The sequence below is a fragment of the Pseudoalteromonas sp. 2CM32C genome, from assembly GCF_023161925.1.
Classification (GTDB): domain Bacteria; phylum Pseudomonadota; class Gammaproteobacteria; order Enterobacterales; family Alteromonadaceae; genus Pseudoalteromonas; species Pseudoalteromonas marina.
The window spans coordinates 401,541-416,415 of sequence record NZ_JALNTI010000002.1 but is presented as its reverse complement, the minus strand read 5'-3'; the positions used below and the strand labels follow the sequence as shown (position 1 = coordinate 416,415).

At 38.1% G+C, this 14,875-nt stretch carries 14 protein-coding genes; 7 read left to right on the top strand and 7 right to left on the bottom strand.

The features are described 5' to 3' along the window. Nucleotides 1-90: 90 nt before the first annotated feature. From MTF67_RS05750 to MTF67_RS05740, 3 genes are all read left to right on the top strand, one after another. Nucleotides 91-1,368, top strand: a complete 1,278-nt coding sequence (locus tag MTF67_RS05750; protein ID WP_248518957.1) for an amidohydrolase family protein — start codon at nucleotides 91-93, stop codon at nucleotides 1,366-1,368. Nucleotides 1,369-1,784: 416 nt separating this feature from the next. Next, entirely contained in the window at nucleotides 1,785-4,202 is a 2,418-nt protein-coding gene (locus MTF67_RS05745) for a TonB-dependent receptor (protein WP_248518956.1), read from the top strand. A 176-nt stretch (nucleotides 4,203-4,378) separates the two neighbouring features. Then, nucleotides 4,379-4,924 (top strand): MarR family transcriptional regulator, encoded by a 546-nt coding sequence (locus MTF67_RS05740; RefSeq protein ID WP_010556194.1) that lies wholly within the window; start codon nucleotides 4,379-4,381, stop codon nucleotides 4,922-4,924. 32 nt (nucleotides 4,925-4,956) lie between these two features. On the opposite strand, the gene MTF67_RS05735 is transcribed toward MTF67_RS05740, so the two are convergent. After that, nucleotides 4,957-5,973: a lytic murein transglycosylase gene (locus tag MTF67_RS05735; RefSeq protein ID WP_006793465.1), complete on the bottom strand. Its 1,017-nt coding sequence runs from the start codon at nucleotides 5,971-5,973 to the stop codon at nucleotides 4,957-4,959. Further along, complete coding sequence (locus MTF67_RS05730; protein WP_006793464.1) at nucleotides 5,966-6,247, bottom strand: YcgL domain-containing protein; 282 nt, start codon at nucleotides 6,245-6,247, stop codon at nucleotides 5,966-5,968. The genes MTF67_RS05735 and MTF67_RS05730 overlap by 8 nt, the downstream gene beginning before the upstream one ends. A 155-nt stretch (nucleotides 6,248-6,402) precedes the next feature. On the opposite strand from MTF67_RS05730, the gene minC reads away from it, so the two are divergent. The 3 genes from minC to minE are packed head-to-tail and all read left to right on the top strand — an operon-like array spanning nucleotide 6,403 to nucleotide 8,187. Further along, the gene (minC, locus tag MTF67_RS05725; RefSeq protein ID WP_248518955.1) at nucleotides 6,403-7,107 is read left to right on the top strand and encodes a septum site-determining protein MinC; all 705 of its coding nucleotides are present in this window, start codon (nucleotides 6,403-6,405) and stop codon (nucleotides 7,105-7,107) included. 5 nt (nucleotides 7,108-7,112) lie between these two features. Next, nucleotides 7,113-7,922: a septum site-determining protein MinD gene (minD, locus tag MTF67_RS05720; protein ID WP_006793462.1), complete on the top strand. Its 810-nt coding sequence runs from the start codon at nucleotides 7,113-7,115 to the stop codon at nucleotides 7,920-7,922. Between the two features lies 1 nt (nucleotide 7,923). Further along, nucleotides 7,924-8,187 carry a cell division topological specificity factor MinE gene (minE, locus tag MTF67_RS05715; RefSeq protein WP_006793461.1) on the top strand — a complete coding sequence of 88 codons (264 nt, stop codon included), beginning with the start codon at nucleotides 7,924-7,926 and terminating at the stop codon, nucleotides 8,185-8,187. A 61-nt stretch (nucleotides 8,188-8,248) separates the two neighbouring features. Here the strand turns inward: minE and rnd are convergent, their stop codons facing one another. From rnd to MTF67_RS05700, 3 genes are all read right to left on the bottom strand, one after another. After that, the gene (rnd, locus tag MTF67_RS05710; protein ID WP_248518954.1) at nucleotides 8,249-9,379 is read right to left on the bottom strand and encodes a ribonuclease D; all 1,131 of its coding nucleotides are present in this window, start codon (nucleotides 9,377-9,379) and stop codon (nucleotides 8,249-8,251) included. 51 nt (nucleotides 9,380-9,430) lie between these two features. Further along, nucleotides 9,431-11,083: a long-chain-fatty-acid--CoA ligase FadD gene (gene fadD / locus MTF67_RS05705; RefSeq protein ID WP_248518953.1), complete on the bottom strand. Its 1,653-nt coding sequence runs from the start codon at nucleotides 11,081-11,083 to the stop codon at nucleotides 9,431-9,433. Between the two features lie 115 nt (nucleotides 11,084-11,198). After that, the gene (locus MTF67_RS05700) at nucleotides 11,199-12,050 is read right to left on the bottom strand and encodes an alpha/beta hydrolase (protein ID WP_248518952.1); all 852 of its coding nucleotides are present in this window, start codon (nucleotides 12,048-12,050) and stop codon (nucleotides 11,199-11,201) included. A 359-nt stretch (nucleotides 12,051-12,409) separates the two neighbouring features. Here MTF67_RS05700 and MTF67_RS05695 point away from each other — a divergent pair, with 359 nt between their 5' ends. Then, on the top strand, nucleotides 12,410-13,699 hold the full coding sequence (locus MTF67_RS05695) for an alkaline phosphatase (RefSeq protein ID WP_248518951.1): 1,290 nt from the start codon (nucleotides 12,410-12,412) through the stop codon (nucleotides 13,697-13,699). Between the two features lie 62 nt (nucleotides 13,700-13,761). Here MTF67_RS05695 and MTF67_RS05690 read toward each other — a convergent pair whose 3' ends face one another. Together MTF67_RS05690 and tsaB are read right to left on the bottom strand one after the other, a co-directional pair. Beyond that, the gene (locus tag MTF67_RS05690) at nucleotides 13,762-14,091 is read right to left on the bottom strand and encodes a hypothetical protein (RefSeq protein ID WP_248518950.1); all 330 of its coding nucleotides are present in this window, start codon (nucleotides 14,089-14,091) and stop codon (nucleotides 13,762-13,764) included. A gap of 76 nt (nucleotides 14,092-14,167) precedes the next feature. Continuing rightward, nucleotides 14,168-14,869 (bottom strand): tRNA (adenosine(37)-N6)-threonylcarbamoyltransferase complex dimerization subunit type 1 TsaB, encoded by a 702-nt coding sequence (gene tsaB / locus MTF67_RS05685; RefSeq protein ID WP_248518949.1) that lies wholly within the window; start codon nucleotides 14,867-14,869, stop codon nucleotides 14,168-14,170. Nucleotides 14,870-14,875: the final 6 nt, after the last annotated feature.

The window sequence follows — 14,875 nt, the reverse complement described above, 5'->3', positions numbered from 1 at the left end:
AAAGTAGTAACTTAGTCGTTATTTTATTGCACTTTTACTTGAGCTTGGTAAAGTCAAAACAACGTAACTTTCATATAAAAGAATTAAAAAGTGAAAAAGCACCTATTATCAGCCTCAATAGCCATATTATGTTTGAGCAGTCTACCTGCCCAGGCAGTCACCTACATTTCTGCAAAAGCCATGTTAGATGTAGAAAATGGCACACTCATTCAATCGCCATTAATTACTATTGATGATGGTGTGATCACCTCAATAGAGCGTAATAAAAAGCCGAAACTAGGTAAAAATGATGAACTTATCAACCTGCCACAGTTAACACTAGTCCCTGGATTGATGGACATGCATGTACACTTAACGAGTGATCCTACTGTTTCTCGTAGTGAGCGCTTGGGTCAATCAATCCCACGCATGGCAGTTAAATCGGCTTATTTTGCTAAAAAGACCCTTGAAGCAGGTTTTACTACCGTAAGAAATGTGGGCGCAGATGGTTATAGCGTTATTGCGGTGCGAGACGGTATTAATGCGGGTGACATTGTAGGCCCACGAATTTGGGCTGCAGGTCCTTCACTGGGTATAACTGGCGGGCACTGTGACAATAACCGTTTACCGCCAGAGCTAAAATATACCTCAGCAGGTGTAGCAGACGGACCATGGGCGGTTAGAACAAAAGTACGTGAAAATATAAAGTACGGTGCAAACGCTATAAAGTTTTGTGCTACAGGTGGTGTTTTTTCAAAGGGTACCAAAGTAGGTGTACAACAATATTCGCTTGAAGAAATGAAAGCCATTGTTGAAGAAGCGCACATGCGCGACCTACCAGTTGCAGCGCATGCACACGGCACAAGCGGCATAAAAACAGCCATCATTGCAGGTGTTGACAGCGTAGAACACGCAAGCTTTTTAGACGATGAAGCCATAGCCCTGGCTAAAAAACATGGCACTTGGCTTTCTATGGATATATACAACACAGAATACACATTAAGCTTTGGCGAACAAAATGGTGTAGACGAAGAAAACCTAAACAAAGAACGCCAAGTTTCTAAAAAGCAAAGAGATAGCTTTAGCCGAGCTGTAAAAGCTGGTGTGAACATGGTATTTGGAACCGACGCTGCCATCTACCCACATGGTGATAATGCAAAGCAATTTTCACGTATGGTTGAATTTGGCATGACTGAACTGCAAGCCATTCAATCAGCTACCATTAACAGCGCTAAACTGTTAAAAATGCATAATACACTAGGGCAAATAAAAACGGGATATGCCGCCGATATTATTGCTGTTGAAGGAAACCCATTAAAAAACATTTCAACATTAGAGCAAATACCGTTTGTGATGAAAGCAGGTATTGTTTATAAAACTGAAAAATAAAATTTAAATCTAAGTTAAGGCTGGCTTTATAGTGTTAGCCTTTACTTTTAACGTTAAAATTCATTAAGTTTTAATTTTCAACCCTAAAAACACTAAAATTAAAAGCCAATTAAAACAATGTGTTAAAGGTAAAGCTTTAATAGCATTGTTTTACCTGATCTCTATTGTCACTTTTAGTTTATTACTCTTAATTTGGGAGAGTTGTTAAAGAAAATCATATTGCAATTTGTTTTTCTTAATTGCCAAATTCGTCCCCTTCTTTATATTTGTTTGGTTTTTATTAACTAAGCCGGCCTATTTGTATAAAAAACACGCAAGCAGTTGTTTTAATCTAATATTTATTGAACTTTTAGTATATTTTGCAAATAATAATCATTACCATTAGCGCAAATCAACAAATGCGAATGGTTATCATAATGAAACAGTTTAATTACTCACTCCTCACCCTTGCTTGTTTAAATGCACAAGCCGCTTTAGCATCAACCACTGCAGAACAAGATATTGAACACATAAGTGTTTATCAAAAACAAAATCAAGTTGTTATGAGTTCGGGTCTTGCCACAAAGTCAGATATGTCCTTAATGGAAACCCCTGCTCCTGTTGTTATTATTGATCGTGAATTAATTGAATCACAGGGCGTAGACAACCTACAAGATCTTGTCCGTAATGTGAGTGGTTTAACCCAAGCGGGTAATAATTATGGTATTGGTGATAACCTGGTTATTCGCGGTCTTGACGCCAATTACACTTATGATGGTATGTATGGGGGAGCTGGACTTGGAAACACCTTTAATCCAACTCGCTCATTAACCAATGTTGAGTCGGTTGAAGTGTTAAAAGGCCCAGCTACAGGTTTATATGGTATTGGTAGCGCTGGTGGTGTAATTAATTTAATTGAAAAAAAGCCTGAGTTTGAAGAAAAACATAAAGTCGCTTTAGAGCTTGGTCAATGGGACAGCTACTCTCTTGCTTTTGACAGCACAAATGCACTTAGCGACAACTTAGCGTATCGCGTAATGGCTAAAACGGCCTCGAGCGATGGCTTTCGCGATTTAAAAGAAGAGCGTGATGAAATTTATACATCACTTAAGTATGTGTTAAACGATAAACAAGACGTTATGCTCTCTGCTGCCTATATTAAGGATTCAATTGCTGTTGACTCAATTGGCCACCCTATTCGCATATACAACGCAGAGACAGCGAATGGCTTAACTGCTGGTGAAGTAACCGCTGCAGACTTAGTAAACGATCCGACAGGCAGTGGCTTACAACTGACAAGTGAACAGCAATTACAATTAGCGAACTCTCTTTCTGCAACAGATGGTTTAACACCCTATGACTTTGGTACCAATGGGATTATTTCACCAATGGCCGATGATAATGAAGGTGAAGAATTACGATTTAAGCTTACGCATAATTACTTTATCACTGATGACTTATTCTTAAACCAGCAACTACAGTACCGTAATTACACATCAAGCTTTGCTCGTCAAACAGGGGCTTTTAATTACGTGTACTCAACTCGCAGTGGCGTTATTAATCAAGACCCTCGAGCTCCTTTAGTTGAAAATGATGTCCTTTATCCATTTGCAGCTAGGCGCCAAGAGTATCGCCAAGTAGAAGCAGATGAAAAATCATGGCAGTACTTTTTAGATTTAAGATACGACTTTGAGATAGGCGATATTGATAACGAACTCTTAGTTAATGCAAATTATGAAGACCGAGATATTGGTTTCAAACAATACTCTATTTATGACAGCGATAAAGTAATTTACGACACTGATGGTAATGTGCTTTATCAAGGTGCTTTACCCTATATCTATGACATGAGGCAACCAAATTGGCCAATCGGTGGCTTTGACGATTACGATCCTCTAAAAACGAGTGATTATAATAAAAAGGTTCAAGCATGGGGAATGGGCGTTCAGCATGTAGGTTATATTAATGACACACTGACTACACGCATAGGAGTCGCCTATAACCGTATTAAACAGAGCTACGAACATAATGGTGTAGATGAACGTTACAGTTCAAGCCGTGCAGAGCCAACCCCTGAGGCAAACACATCTGATTCAGGTTTAACCTATAATTTAGGTGCTACTTATCAGCCTACTGAAGATTTTTCTGTGTTTGTTAATCACTCTAAAGGCCGAACCGCATACAGTGTATTAGGCTCTGTTACTGGTAACGAAGCAGATAGAGAAGACTCAGAATCAATAAGTAATGACTTAGGCTTTAGGTATAAAGCATTTGACGACCAGCTACTAGCTACTTTAGTTGTGTTTGAAAGCGCTCGTACAAATCTTGAATACAGTAACCCACTGTATGAAGCTGGTGTGTCTGGCCCTGATATAGTAGAAAGCTACTTTGATGGCGAAGAGCAAACCAAAGGCGTTGAGCTTGATTTAAATGCGTATTTAAATGAGCAGTGGAAAATAAATGTTAACGGCGTATATCAAGACGCGCGTGATAAATCTAACCCCAATAGTAGCGCTTACGACACTCGTCAAAAAGGGGTGCCTTATGTAACTGCAAGCACATGGGTTACTTACTATGCAAACATATTTAATTTACCCGAGTCAGTTAATATTAGCGGGGGTATTACTTACGTTGATAACAGAAGTACTAACTCAAGTTCATTTAATATTCCTGATGGCTATGTACCTGGCTACACTGTGTACGATGCTGCAATTTCGTATACAACTAAACAGTGGAACATGCAGCTTAATTTAAACAACCTATTTAACAAACAGTATTATTCTAAAGCGATGTTTTTAGGCGGTATGCCTGGTGAAGAGCGTAATGCTAAATTAAGTTTTAGTTACACACTTTAGCGGTTAAAATTTATGGGTGCGTGTATTTACACGCGCTCTTAATATTTAAAAACTATGCATAAAATGGCTTAAATTGTATTTAAGCCAAACTAAGATTATTTTAGTGCACTTAATGCCTTGCTATCGCAAATCAACATGCTAGCATTTAATTTCTGAAATTACTGAAAGTTAATGATATGACTTTATCTGAAAAGAATTTTACCTTTGTGATGCATTGTGGCGAAATGGGCAGCCGTTGGGGCTTTAACCGTACAATAGGCCAAATGTGTGGTTTACTAATCATTACTAAAAACCCGATGACAGCGAATGAAATTGCCGACTCACTAAGTATCTCGCGTGGTAATGTGAGTATGGGCATAAAAGAGCTGCAATCTTGGCAATTAATTAAAGTTCAGCACATTCCTGGTGATCGTAAAGAGTATTATGCGCCTGCAGGCGATATTTGGGATATGGCGAATCGAGTATTTGAAGAGCGAAAAAAACGTGAAATCGATCCAACGCTCAGCCTTTTGCGAGATAACTTACTCGACGAAGCGAATAACGAAGAAGAAGTGTATGCCCAAAAGCAAATGGAAGAAATTCACAACCTACTTGAAACGGTCACTAAATGGTCGTCTGAGTTACAGCGCTTAACTCCCGAGCAGCTCAACAAGCTTATGAAACTGGGATCAGGAATTGGCAAGGTCATCGATTTAAAAGATAAAATTTTTAAAAAAGAATAAAGCCGCATTTTGCGGCTTTATTTTTTGTTGGACTAGATTTTTGGGTATCCGATTCTATCAGACAAATAACCCACACTCGTTGCAAAGTAATAAGAGCGGTTCCAATGCATTAACACTTTGTAATTATCATAGGCCAAAAACATACGGCCGTTGATATCATCGGGCATAACCAGTGCTGCTCGTACATCAACGTTAGGCAACGCAGTACCGTCTGCTCTTCTCACCCCTAAAGCCTGCCACTCATCGAGTGAACGCTCAGAATCATTCCAATATTCAAGCCATTGTTTACGTGTTTTAGTACCACGAACTAAGATATATTTATTGTCAAAGTTATCAGGAAGCATAACTTGACGACCCCAAGTTAATGAGTCGTTCCACCCTTCTTGCTTTAAATAATTAGCAATTGAAGCAAACGCATCTTCTTTTGTAGTCCAAATATCTTTGCGACCATCATTGTTATAATCAATTGCATAAGCATTAAAAGACGTTGGCATAAATTGAGTTTGCCCCATAGCCCCAGCCCAAGAACCTTTAAACTTATCTAAGGTAATATGACCCGATTTTAGAATGTCTAAAGCCGCCCACAACTGACGTTTATAAAGTGCTTCACGGCGGCCATCAAAGGCAAGTGTCACTAATGATGAAATAACATTGTGACCGCCTTGAATAGTACCAAAGTTACTTTCAAGACCCCATAAAGCGACAATAAAGCGTGCTTGTACGCCAAACTCTTTAGCTACTTGCTCAAGAATATCTTTGTTCTCAGCATAAAGTTTACGAGCACGGTCAATTTTCCATTGTGGTACACGTTTTGGTAAATAGGTCTCGAGTGTTTCTTTCACTTCAGGCTGGTTTTTATCAGCTGATACCACTTTTTCTTTATACGTCGCAGTCGCAAATGCACTATCAATTAACGACGTTTCGTAGCCTTTTGCGATTGCTTCTTCTTTTAGGTTTACTAAGTAATCTTTAAATTCGGCTTGTGTTTTAGCAACAACTGACGAACTCAAGCATAAACCACATAATACAACTGCCAGTTTTTTAATCACGATCGGCTCCATTTTGTTTTCTTAGTTCAGTAAGCAAATTATCTTCCGGTGGTGGAAGTTGTAAATAGTATCCTTGATCGGTTAATGCACCCTTAACGGTTTCCAAATCCGCACCACCTAGGTGCTCACGTTTAGCTAAGTTGATGAGCATCACATATTGAGGTTTGCCAAACATAGCCATTAGAGGTTCTGGAACTTTGCTAAAATCATCTCTTTTTTCAACAAATAAGAAGGTATCCGTCTTTTTCTTACTTTTATATACCGCAGTTAACATTATGACCCTATAAATTCTTGCACAACAATGCTGCACACTATACCATGAGAGTAATAATAAGTTAGAAAATTTAGATTAGAAATTTTGATTAAGGCCTTATTCAGCCTGTGTTTATCTAATTATAATTTCTTATCATACAATTCAATTGAGCGTGTATGTCGGACCAAATTTTTGAGTTAAAAGGGAATCTTTTTACGTTATCAGTTTTACATCTTTATAGTGCTGATATAAACCTTTTAGCAGAACAATTGTACGTAAAAATAGCCCAAGCCCCTCGTTTTTTTGAAGGAGCCCCTATTGTTGTCAATTTAGAAGAAGTAAAAAACAGTTCTTTAGACTTTGTTCATTTAAAATCACTTATCGAACGAATGAGCTTCAACGCAGTGGGTGTATGCAATGGCTCTGATGGGCAGCATGCAAGTGCCAAAAAAGCTGGCTTTTCAGTATTAAATTATTCGCAAGACGTAAAAGCAGAGCCAGTTGAAAAGCAACCAAACACGTCAATTGTCGAAAAAAATATTATACTTCCAGCACAAATAATTAACGGTACTGTGCGCTCGGGTCAACAGGTGTATGCAAAAGACCGCGACCTTATTGTATTAGGCGCTGTTAGTCATGGTGCAGAAGTAATAGCAGATGGCAACGTACATATTTACGGAACCCTTCGTGGTCGCGCAATAGCGGGCGCAAAAGGATTAGAAAACGCACATATATTTTGCCAAAAGCTAGAAGCAGAACTTGTTTCCATAAATGGCAACTACTGGATCAGTGACTCTCTACAAGGTGAGTTTTGGGGCAGTGCAGTGCAAATACAACAAAAAAATGAATCATTAGAAATTTCAGCTTTGGTTAAAGGATAAATCTCATGGCAAAAGTAATTGTCGTTACCTCGGGTAAAGGTGGTGTTGGTAAAACAACATCAAGTGCCGCAATAGGCACAGGCTTAGCATTAAAAGGCTACAAAACGGTTATTATCGATTTTGACATCGGTTTACGTAACCTTGATTTAATTATGGGGTGCGAGCGCCGCGTTGTTTATGACTTTGTAAACGTCATAAACGGTGAAGCAAACCTAAACCAAGCACTTATCAAAGACAAACGTGTTGAGAAGTTATTTTTACTGCCAGCATCGCAAACGCGTGATAAAGATGCACTAACTCGTGATGGTGTAGAACGCGTTTTAAACGAGCTAAAAGAAGACTTTGATTATATTGTATGTGATTCACCAGCAGGAATTGAAGCGGGTGCGATGATGGCAATGTATTTTGCTGATGAAGCGATTGTAACCACCAACCCAGAAGTGTCATCTGTACGAGATTCTGACCGTATTTTAGGTATTTTGCATAGTAAATCTAAACGCGCTGAAGAAGGCCTTGAAAATATCAAAGAACACCTATTATTAACACGCTACAACCCTGAGCGTGTTGCTAAAGGTGAAATGCTTTCGGTAGAAGATGTACAAGACATATTAGCTATCGATTTGTTAGGTGTTATTCCTGAGTCACAAGCAGTATTGAGTGCATCAAATTCAGGTCAACCGGTAATATTGGATGGCGAATCAGATGCTGGTCAAGCATATGCTGATGCCATAAACCGCTTACTTGGTGAAACCGTCGATTTTCGCTTCTTAGATGTAGAGAAAAAAGGCATTTTTAAACGGATTTTTGGAGGCTAATGTGTCGTTACTTGACTATTTCCGCTCAGAAAAGAAAAACAGTGCGTCTCTTGCAAAAGAGCGATTGCAAATCATTGTCGCACACGAACGTTCTCAGCGTGGAACACCTGAATACCTACCACAATTAAAACAAGATATTTTGGATGTAATTCGAAAATATGTGAACGTTAATAGTGATGCCGTGCAGGTACAATTTGATCAGAATGAAGACGACTTAGCTGTATTAGAGCTAAACGTAACTTTACCTGACGAAGAAAAGAAATAATTGAAGAATGGGCGCGTTAAGCGCCCTCTTTATAACTAAAAACTACTAAAAGATTAACTTTTTAGGTATCCCACTCTTTTAGTGCTTCTTTAATAAAACTATAACGCCAAGAGCTCAATAAATCTGGCTTTATATGTGTCTTTTTTTGCTCTGCCGTTAACTTCCAATTCCAGCTGATTAATTGATTAACTTGTTTTTTAGAGGCTAAAACATCCTCAGGAATATTATTAGCTTTAGCAACTTTCGTTATTTTTTGCTTAATATCTTTTGCCGTTTGTTTATAATTAGGAAAATCTATTAAACGCTTCAACACTTGCGGGTGCTCGTCAACGGCAATTGCTTTAGCTTTTTCTATACACTTTAAAATCTCAACCCCTGAGCGATTAACTTCAATCGATTCTACACCCGGTATTTGACGCAATGAATTTAAACTAGATGGCCCTCGCTTAGCGATTTCGGTCATGTTATGTTCTTTCAACACAAAATTGAGAGCAAGGTTTTTACGTATTGCTTTATTACGGCGCCATATAGCAAGCTCTTTTAATACAGCTAATTCATGTGGTTTTAACTGCCAAGCATTTTTAATATCTTTATAGAGCAATTCATCCGGCGTTTGAAAAGCTCGCTTATTAGCAATTAATTCGCTCTCATCCAACACAATCTCAAACAAGTCAGCTTTGTTGATGCGATCAATAATTAATTCAAAGCACGGTAATAAATGAAATGTATCAGCGGCAGCATAATCAAGTTGCTTAGTAGTTAGCGGTCGTTGTAGCCAATTGGTGCGTGATTCGCTTTTATCTATTTCAATACCTAGGAGTGTTTTAACCATAAGGGCAAACCCCATACAGTTTCCTTCACCAAGCAATTGCAAAGCAAATTGAGTATCAAACAATGGTGCAGGAACAAACCCAGCATATTTTTGAAATACTTCAATGTCTTCAGATGGTGAATGAAGCACTTTTAAAACTGCGGGGTCTTTTAAGACCAGCCAAAAATCAAATAACGAGAGCTCAGCTAAAGGATCGATAAGTGCTAAATGCTCACCGTCAAAAACCTGAATCAGTGCAACTTCTGGATACAAAGTGCGACGACGCATAAACTCGGTATCAATAGCTAATATAGGCTTATTTTGGATCTGCTCAACAAAGGTATTAAGCTGAACTTGTGTTTGAATTAATTGATATTGCACTTAGTCTCCTACAATAAAAAAGCCGGCTAATGCCGGCTTTTTTATAGTTTTCTAATCTTTCAAGGCTCGTCTGAGTATTTTACCTACGTTTGTTTTAGGTAACTCATCCCTAAACTCAACGAGTTTTGGAACCTTGTAATTAGTTAAATTATCACGACAATGGTTTATTATATCTTTTTCAGTTAAAGAAGGGTCTTTTTTAACAACAAAAACTTTAACTTGTTCACCGCTGACATCATGAGGAATACCAACAGCCGCCACTTCAAGCACACCGTCGTGCATTGCAACAACTTCTTCAATCTCATTTGGGAAAACGTTAAAGCCAGATACTATGATCATGTCTTTTTTACGATCTACTATATAGAAGAAGCCTTCATCGTCATATGTAGCAATGTCACCTGTTGCAAACCAACCGTCTTGTAAACATTCGGCAGTGGCATCTGGGCGCTTGTAATAGCCAAGCATAACCTGAGGGCCTTTAACGCATAATTCGCCAGGCTCACCTTTAGCTGCCTCTTCACCATTCTCAAGCATTAGCTTAATGTCAGTATTTGGTGCAGGTAAACCAATAGAACCGTTATAAGACTCTAAGTCGTAAGGGCTAATTGTAACAAGTGGAGCACATTCAGTAAGGCCGTAGCCTTCCATCAGTTTTGACCCCGTCACTTTTTGCCACTTTTCAGCAACAGGACGTTGAACCGCCATACCACCACCTAACGACATTTTTAGGTGGCTAAAATCAAGTTCATCAAAACCTGGGGTGTTTAGTAAACCATTAAATAATGTGTTAACACCGGTGATTGCTGTAAATTTAGTTTGGCCTAACTCTTTTACAAAACCCGGCATATCACGCGGATTAGTAATCAATAAGTTTAAACCACCATATTTCATGAACGTTAAGCAGTTAGCCGTAAGTGCAAAGATATGGTAAAGCGGAAGTGCAGTAACAACCACTTCTGTTCCACGGTTTAGTACCTTATCTAAACAACCAGACACCTGCTCAAGGTTACCCACCATATTACCATGGCTCAACATAGCACCTTTAGATACACCGGTCGTACCGCCTGTGTATTGTAAAAATGCTAGGTCAGATAAATTTAATTCAGGGCGTGTGTAAGCATTTTCGTCAGCGTTTAACAAATCTGAAAATTTAATCGTGTTTGGTAAGTTGTATTTAGGCACCATTTTTTTAACGTGCTTAACAACAAAGTTAACAATGTGCTTTTTAAGGCCACCCACCATGTCACCAACTTGTGTAACCACGATGTGTTTAACGTCTGTTTTACCTAAGGCCTTTTCAAGAGTATCTGCAAAGTTTGCAAGAATGAAAATGGCGCTTGTGTCTGAATCTTTTAACTGATGTTCGAGCTCACGTACAGTGTATAAAGGGTTAACGTTAACTACCACACACCCTGCGCGTAAAATACCTAAAATAGAAATAGGTGTTTGTAATAAGTTAGGCATCATTACGGCAACTTTGTCGCCTTTTTTGAGTCCCAAATCATTTTGAATATACGAGGCAACTTTTTTAGTTGCTGTGTCTATTTCTTCATACGACAACGTTTTACCCATGTTTGTGAATGCAGGTAAATCTTTGTAATCAGAAAAACTTTTTTCGAACACTTCGAGTAACGAGTTGTAATGCTCAGGATCGATTGTTTCAGGCATACCTTCTGGGTAGCGCTTAAGCCAGATTTTTTCCACTCTTAGCCCCTGTTTATAGTTATATTTTTATTAACCTTAATCTAAGTAAGGCACTTTAACAATTGAGCAAATACTCTAATGCGGGAATAATCCCACATTTAACGTCAATATACAATTAACGTGCACCACTTTGCACCATAAATGCTTGAATGTGTTCATAACATTCTTTGCTACTTTGCATATGGCAATGGTGCCCACCCTCCACATTAATTACACTCAAGTCATTGTAATAATTAATATACTTTTCTAAATTTTGTTTTACAAACACGTAACCTTGGTTACCTAAAATTAATTGGCATGGTGCAATTAATTCTTTTATTGCACCAATACATTGCACTTCATCAAACCTAAAACCTGAATGATTTTTGAGCTTAGGATCGGTTGTTAGTGCAAAACCCTTAGAGACTGCTTTGATATTTCGTTCCATCAACAGCGAAATTAATTCAACATCTAAGTCGGTTGTTTTAGACCGTGCCTCGTAAATATCTTTTTTACATGGATATATTCTTGTTTTTTTATTATGCGTTCTTGCACGATTAAGCACAGCATTTTTTAGTTGCTCCGTAACTTCCTCGCTGGGTGTTGTTACGCAGCCAATACCCTCAATAAAATTTACCGATTTAACCATTTGACTAAAGCAACTGGCGAAAAGACCCGCGACCATAGCTCCCATAGAATGCCCGACTAAATGAACTTTGTCAGCACCAATGGCTTCAATAAATTGATAAACATCATCGATGTAATCAACAAAATAGTAATGTGCGTCATCACTGCGCCACGATGTTAAACCATGTCCAGAAAAATCAATACAGTACCAAGTTTGCTCTGGCTTTTGGCCATCAAGCATGGGCTTAAAACTTTTACAATTATCTAACCAACCGTGAAGTGCTATTACTACCTCTTCACCAGAGCCTATTTTTAAACCATGAATATCTAAATTACGTGTTTTAATATTAAATGGCCGCACATAAACCTCTTTTTATTTTTGTAAATTTATAACATACAAGTTGTCAGACCACTAAATAGTTTCACTAAATGTTTGTTATTTTAGTCGCTGAGGCTACAACTGCAACCTAGAAGAATAAATAAAAACCGTCATTTATTCATAATGTTATTTTTAATTTAGCTCGACTATTATGTGTGTATTTTTTGTTATTTGGTGTTTCCTAATAGATATTTTAACGGCTTTACAATAATTTTTACGCACAATAATCAGCTTATATATAGCTAAATCATCATTTGTCGCAATCTATTAATTTATTTATCATAGTTAAGGTATAAAATAATTTAGCTATTAATAAAGTACACTCAAAAGGTACATAAAACATGAAAAAACAACTAAGTGTGTTAGCTCTAATGTGCACTGCATCTGGTGCAATGGCCGAAACTGCACCTAAAAATGTAATTTATATGATTGGTGATGGCATGGGGCCTGCTTATACTACTGCTTATCGTTATTTTAAAGATGACCCCACTACAAAGTCTGTTGAGCAAACCGTTTTTGATACCATGCTGACAGGAATGGCGCGTACTTACCCTGACGATCACACAGTTGTAACCGATAGCGCCGCAAGTGCGACAGCGTTGAGTAGCGGGCATAAAAGTTATAATGGTGCAATTGCCGTAGATACTGATAAAAAACCACTTAAAACAATGCTTGAAATCGCTAAACAGCGAGGCATGACTACAGCCCTATTAGCTACATCACAAATAAACCACGCTACACCAGCAAGCTTTGCCGCTCATAATGAATCACGTAATAATTACGACGAAATTGCTAATGATTATATTGATAATAAAATTGCAGGCAAACTACCCGTTGACCTAATGCTGGGTGGTGGTACTAAATACTTTATTCGAGACGATAGAAATTTAGTTGACGAATTTAAAGCAGCGGGTTACCAGTATGGTGACGATATTCAAAACCTTAATCAAATTACGCAACTTCCAGCTATCGGTTTATATGCCGCTAAAGGCTTACCTTTTGCGTTAGACGAAAACCCAACAAGGTTAACTAAGCTTACTTCTATAGCACTCGACCTTCTAGACAATCAAAATAAAGATGGTTTTTTTGTAATGATTGAAGGTAGCCAAATTGATTGGTGTGGGCATGCAAATGATATAGCCTGTGCCATGGCCGAAATGGATGACTTTGCATCTGCTATCGAAAAAGCTAAAGCGTATGTTGATAAAAATAAAGATACTTTATTAGTTATAACTGCTGATCACTCTACAGGTGGCTTAACATTGGGTGCGCACGGCCAATATAAGTGGGAAGCAGATGTTGTGCATGGCGTAAAAGCAACAGCGGGTACAATTACACAACACTTACTTGAGTCTGATGATTTAAAATCAGTGTGGAATAAATATACCAGCATTGCATTTACCCCTGAAAACAAAATAAAACTTGAGCAAGCTAAATCTATGGGTGACAAAGCACTCAACTTAGCCGTTAAAAGTATTATTAGTGACACAAGCTTTACTGGATGGACTACGGGTGGCCATACTGCAGTAGACGTACAAGTTTTTGCTTATGGTAAAGGGAGTGAACAATTTGTTGGCTCTCAAAATAATACAGATATAGCTGATAAGTTAATACACTTTATAGAACAGTAAAATAAATATAAAGCAAAAAAAACCGAACAATGTTCGGTTTTTTTATTAAAGGTTGATTACTTTTAAGCGTAAATATCTACCCCAATTAAATTTTGTACTTCAGCTCTGCGTTCTAAATTTGCAAACTCAGTATAGGTAGAAATGGCTTTGCTATTTTTTGCACTAGGCTGGTCGTAAATTGTTTGGCTGAAGTTTTCACCCTTTGCGCTAGTTTTGAACAATCGATTAGCAAGCTCAACACCCTCGGCACTGGTTTTTACATAATCAGTATTTGTTTTTTGAGCAGCAGCTTGATCTGCCAAACCTTGTGGTCTTGCAGTTACTCCCTTAGCAGGGATTACTCTACCAGGAATATCACCTGTAAAAAAACCTGAGCCAATGGGCAGCGTCATCACGCTTCTCCAACCTTAAACATAACTAAAATTATGATTTAAAAACAATCAATTTGCAAATTAACGCGGTACTGTTTTATTCGCGCCCTGGTAACTTTTTCCATGTTACGGTATCACGAACGTACTTTGGTTGGGCATCACTTGCTTGAACGCCCTGGCCTGCAATAAATGCGGCATCAACAAAGGCAAGCATAAAACGTGCATCTGGTAATGTTATGTCTGTATTAATAGTGATGTTTTCAAAGTTTGCTAATGCATCAGGGTACGTTTTAAAACCTGTGCCTACTGCAACTGATGCTTCGTTACTCGTTATATACTCATTAGTTAAAAGTTCAGGTTTAATAACACACTCGTTATTAACTAATTCCATTAAACCATTATTTTCTTGGTATTGTGCAAAGTAAATTTCACCCATACGCGCATCTATACTTGGAAAAACAAGTAAGCTGTTGTTTTGCTCGTATGCTTGTTGCGCCATAACAGCCAATGTAGAAACACCTACCAATGGTAAATTAGTTGAGTACGCTAACCCTTGAGCTATAGCAACACTAATTCTTACGCCTGTAAAACTACCGGGCCCTTGGCCAAAACCAATAACATCCAGTTCTTTTAATTTACAATTTGCTTTGGCCAATAACTCATCAATCAAAGGTAGAATTTTTTGACTATGCTGCTGAGGGCACTCTTCAAAATGATGAAATGTCTCTCCCTTATAATGTAAAACAAGTGATAGTGCTTCTGTTGAAGCATCAAGGGCAAGAATATTACTTTTGATCATTTTATT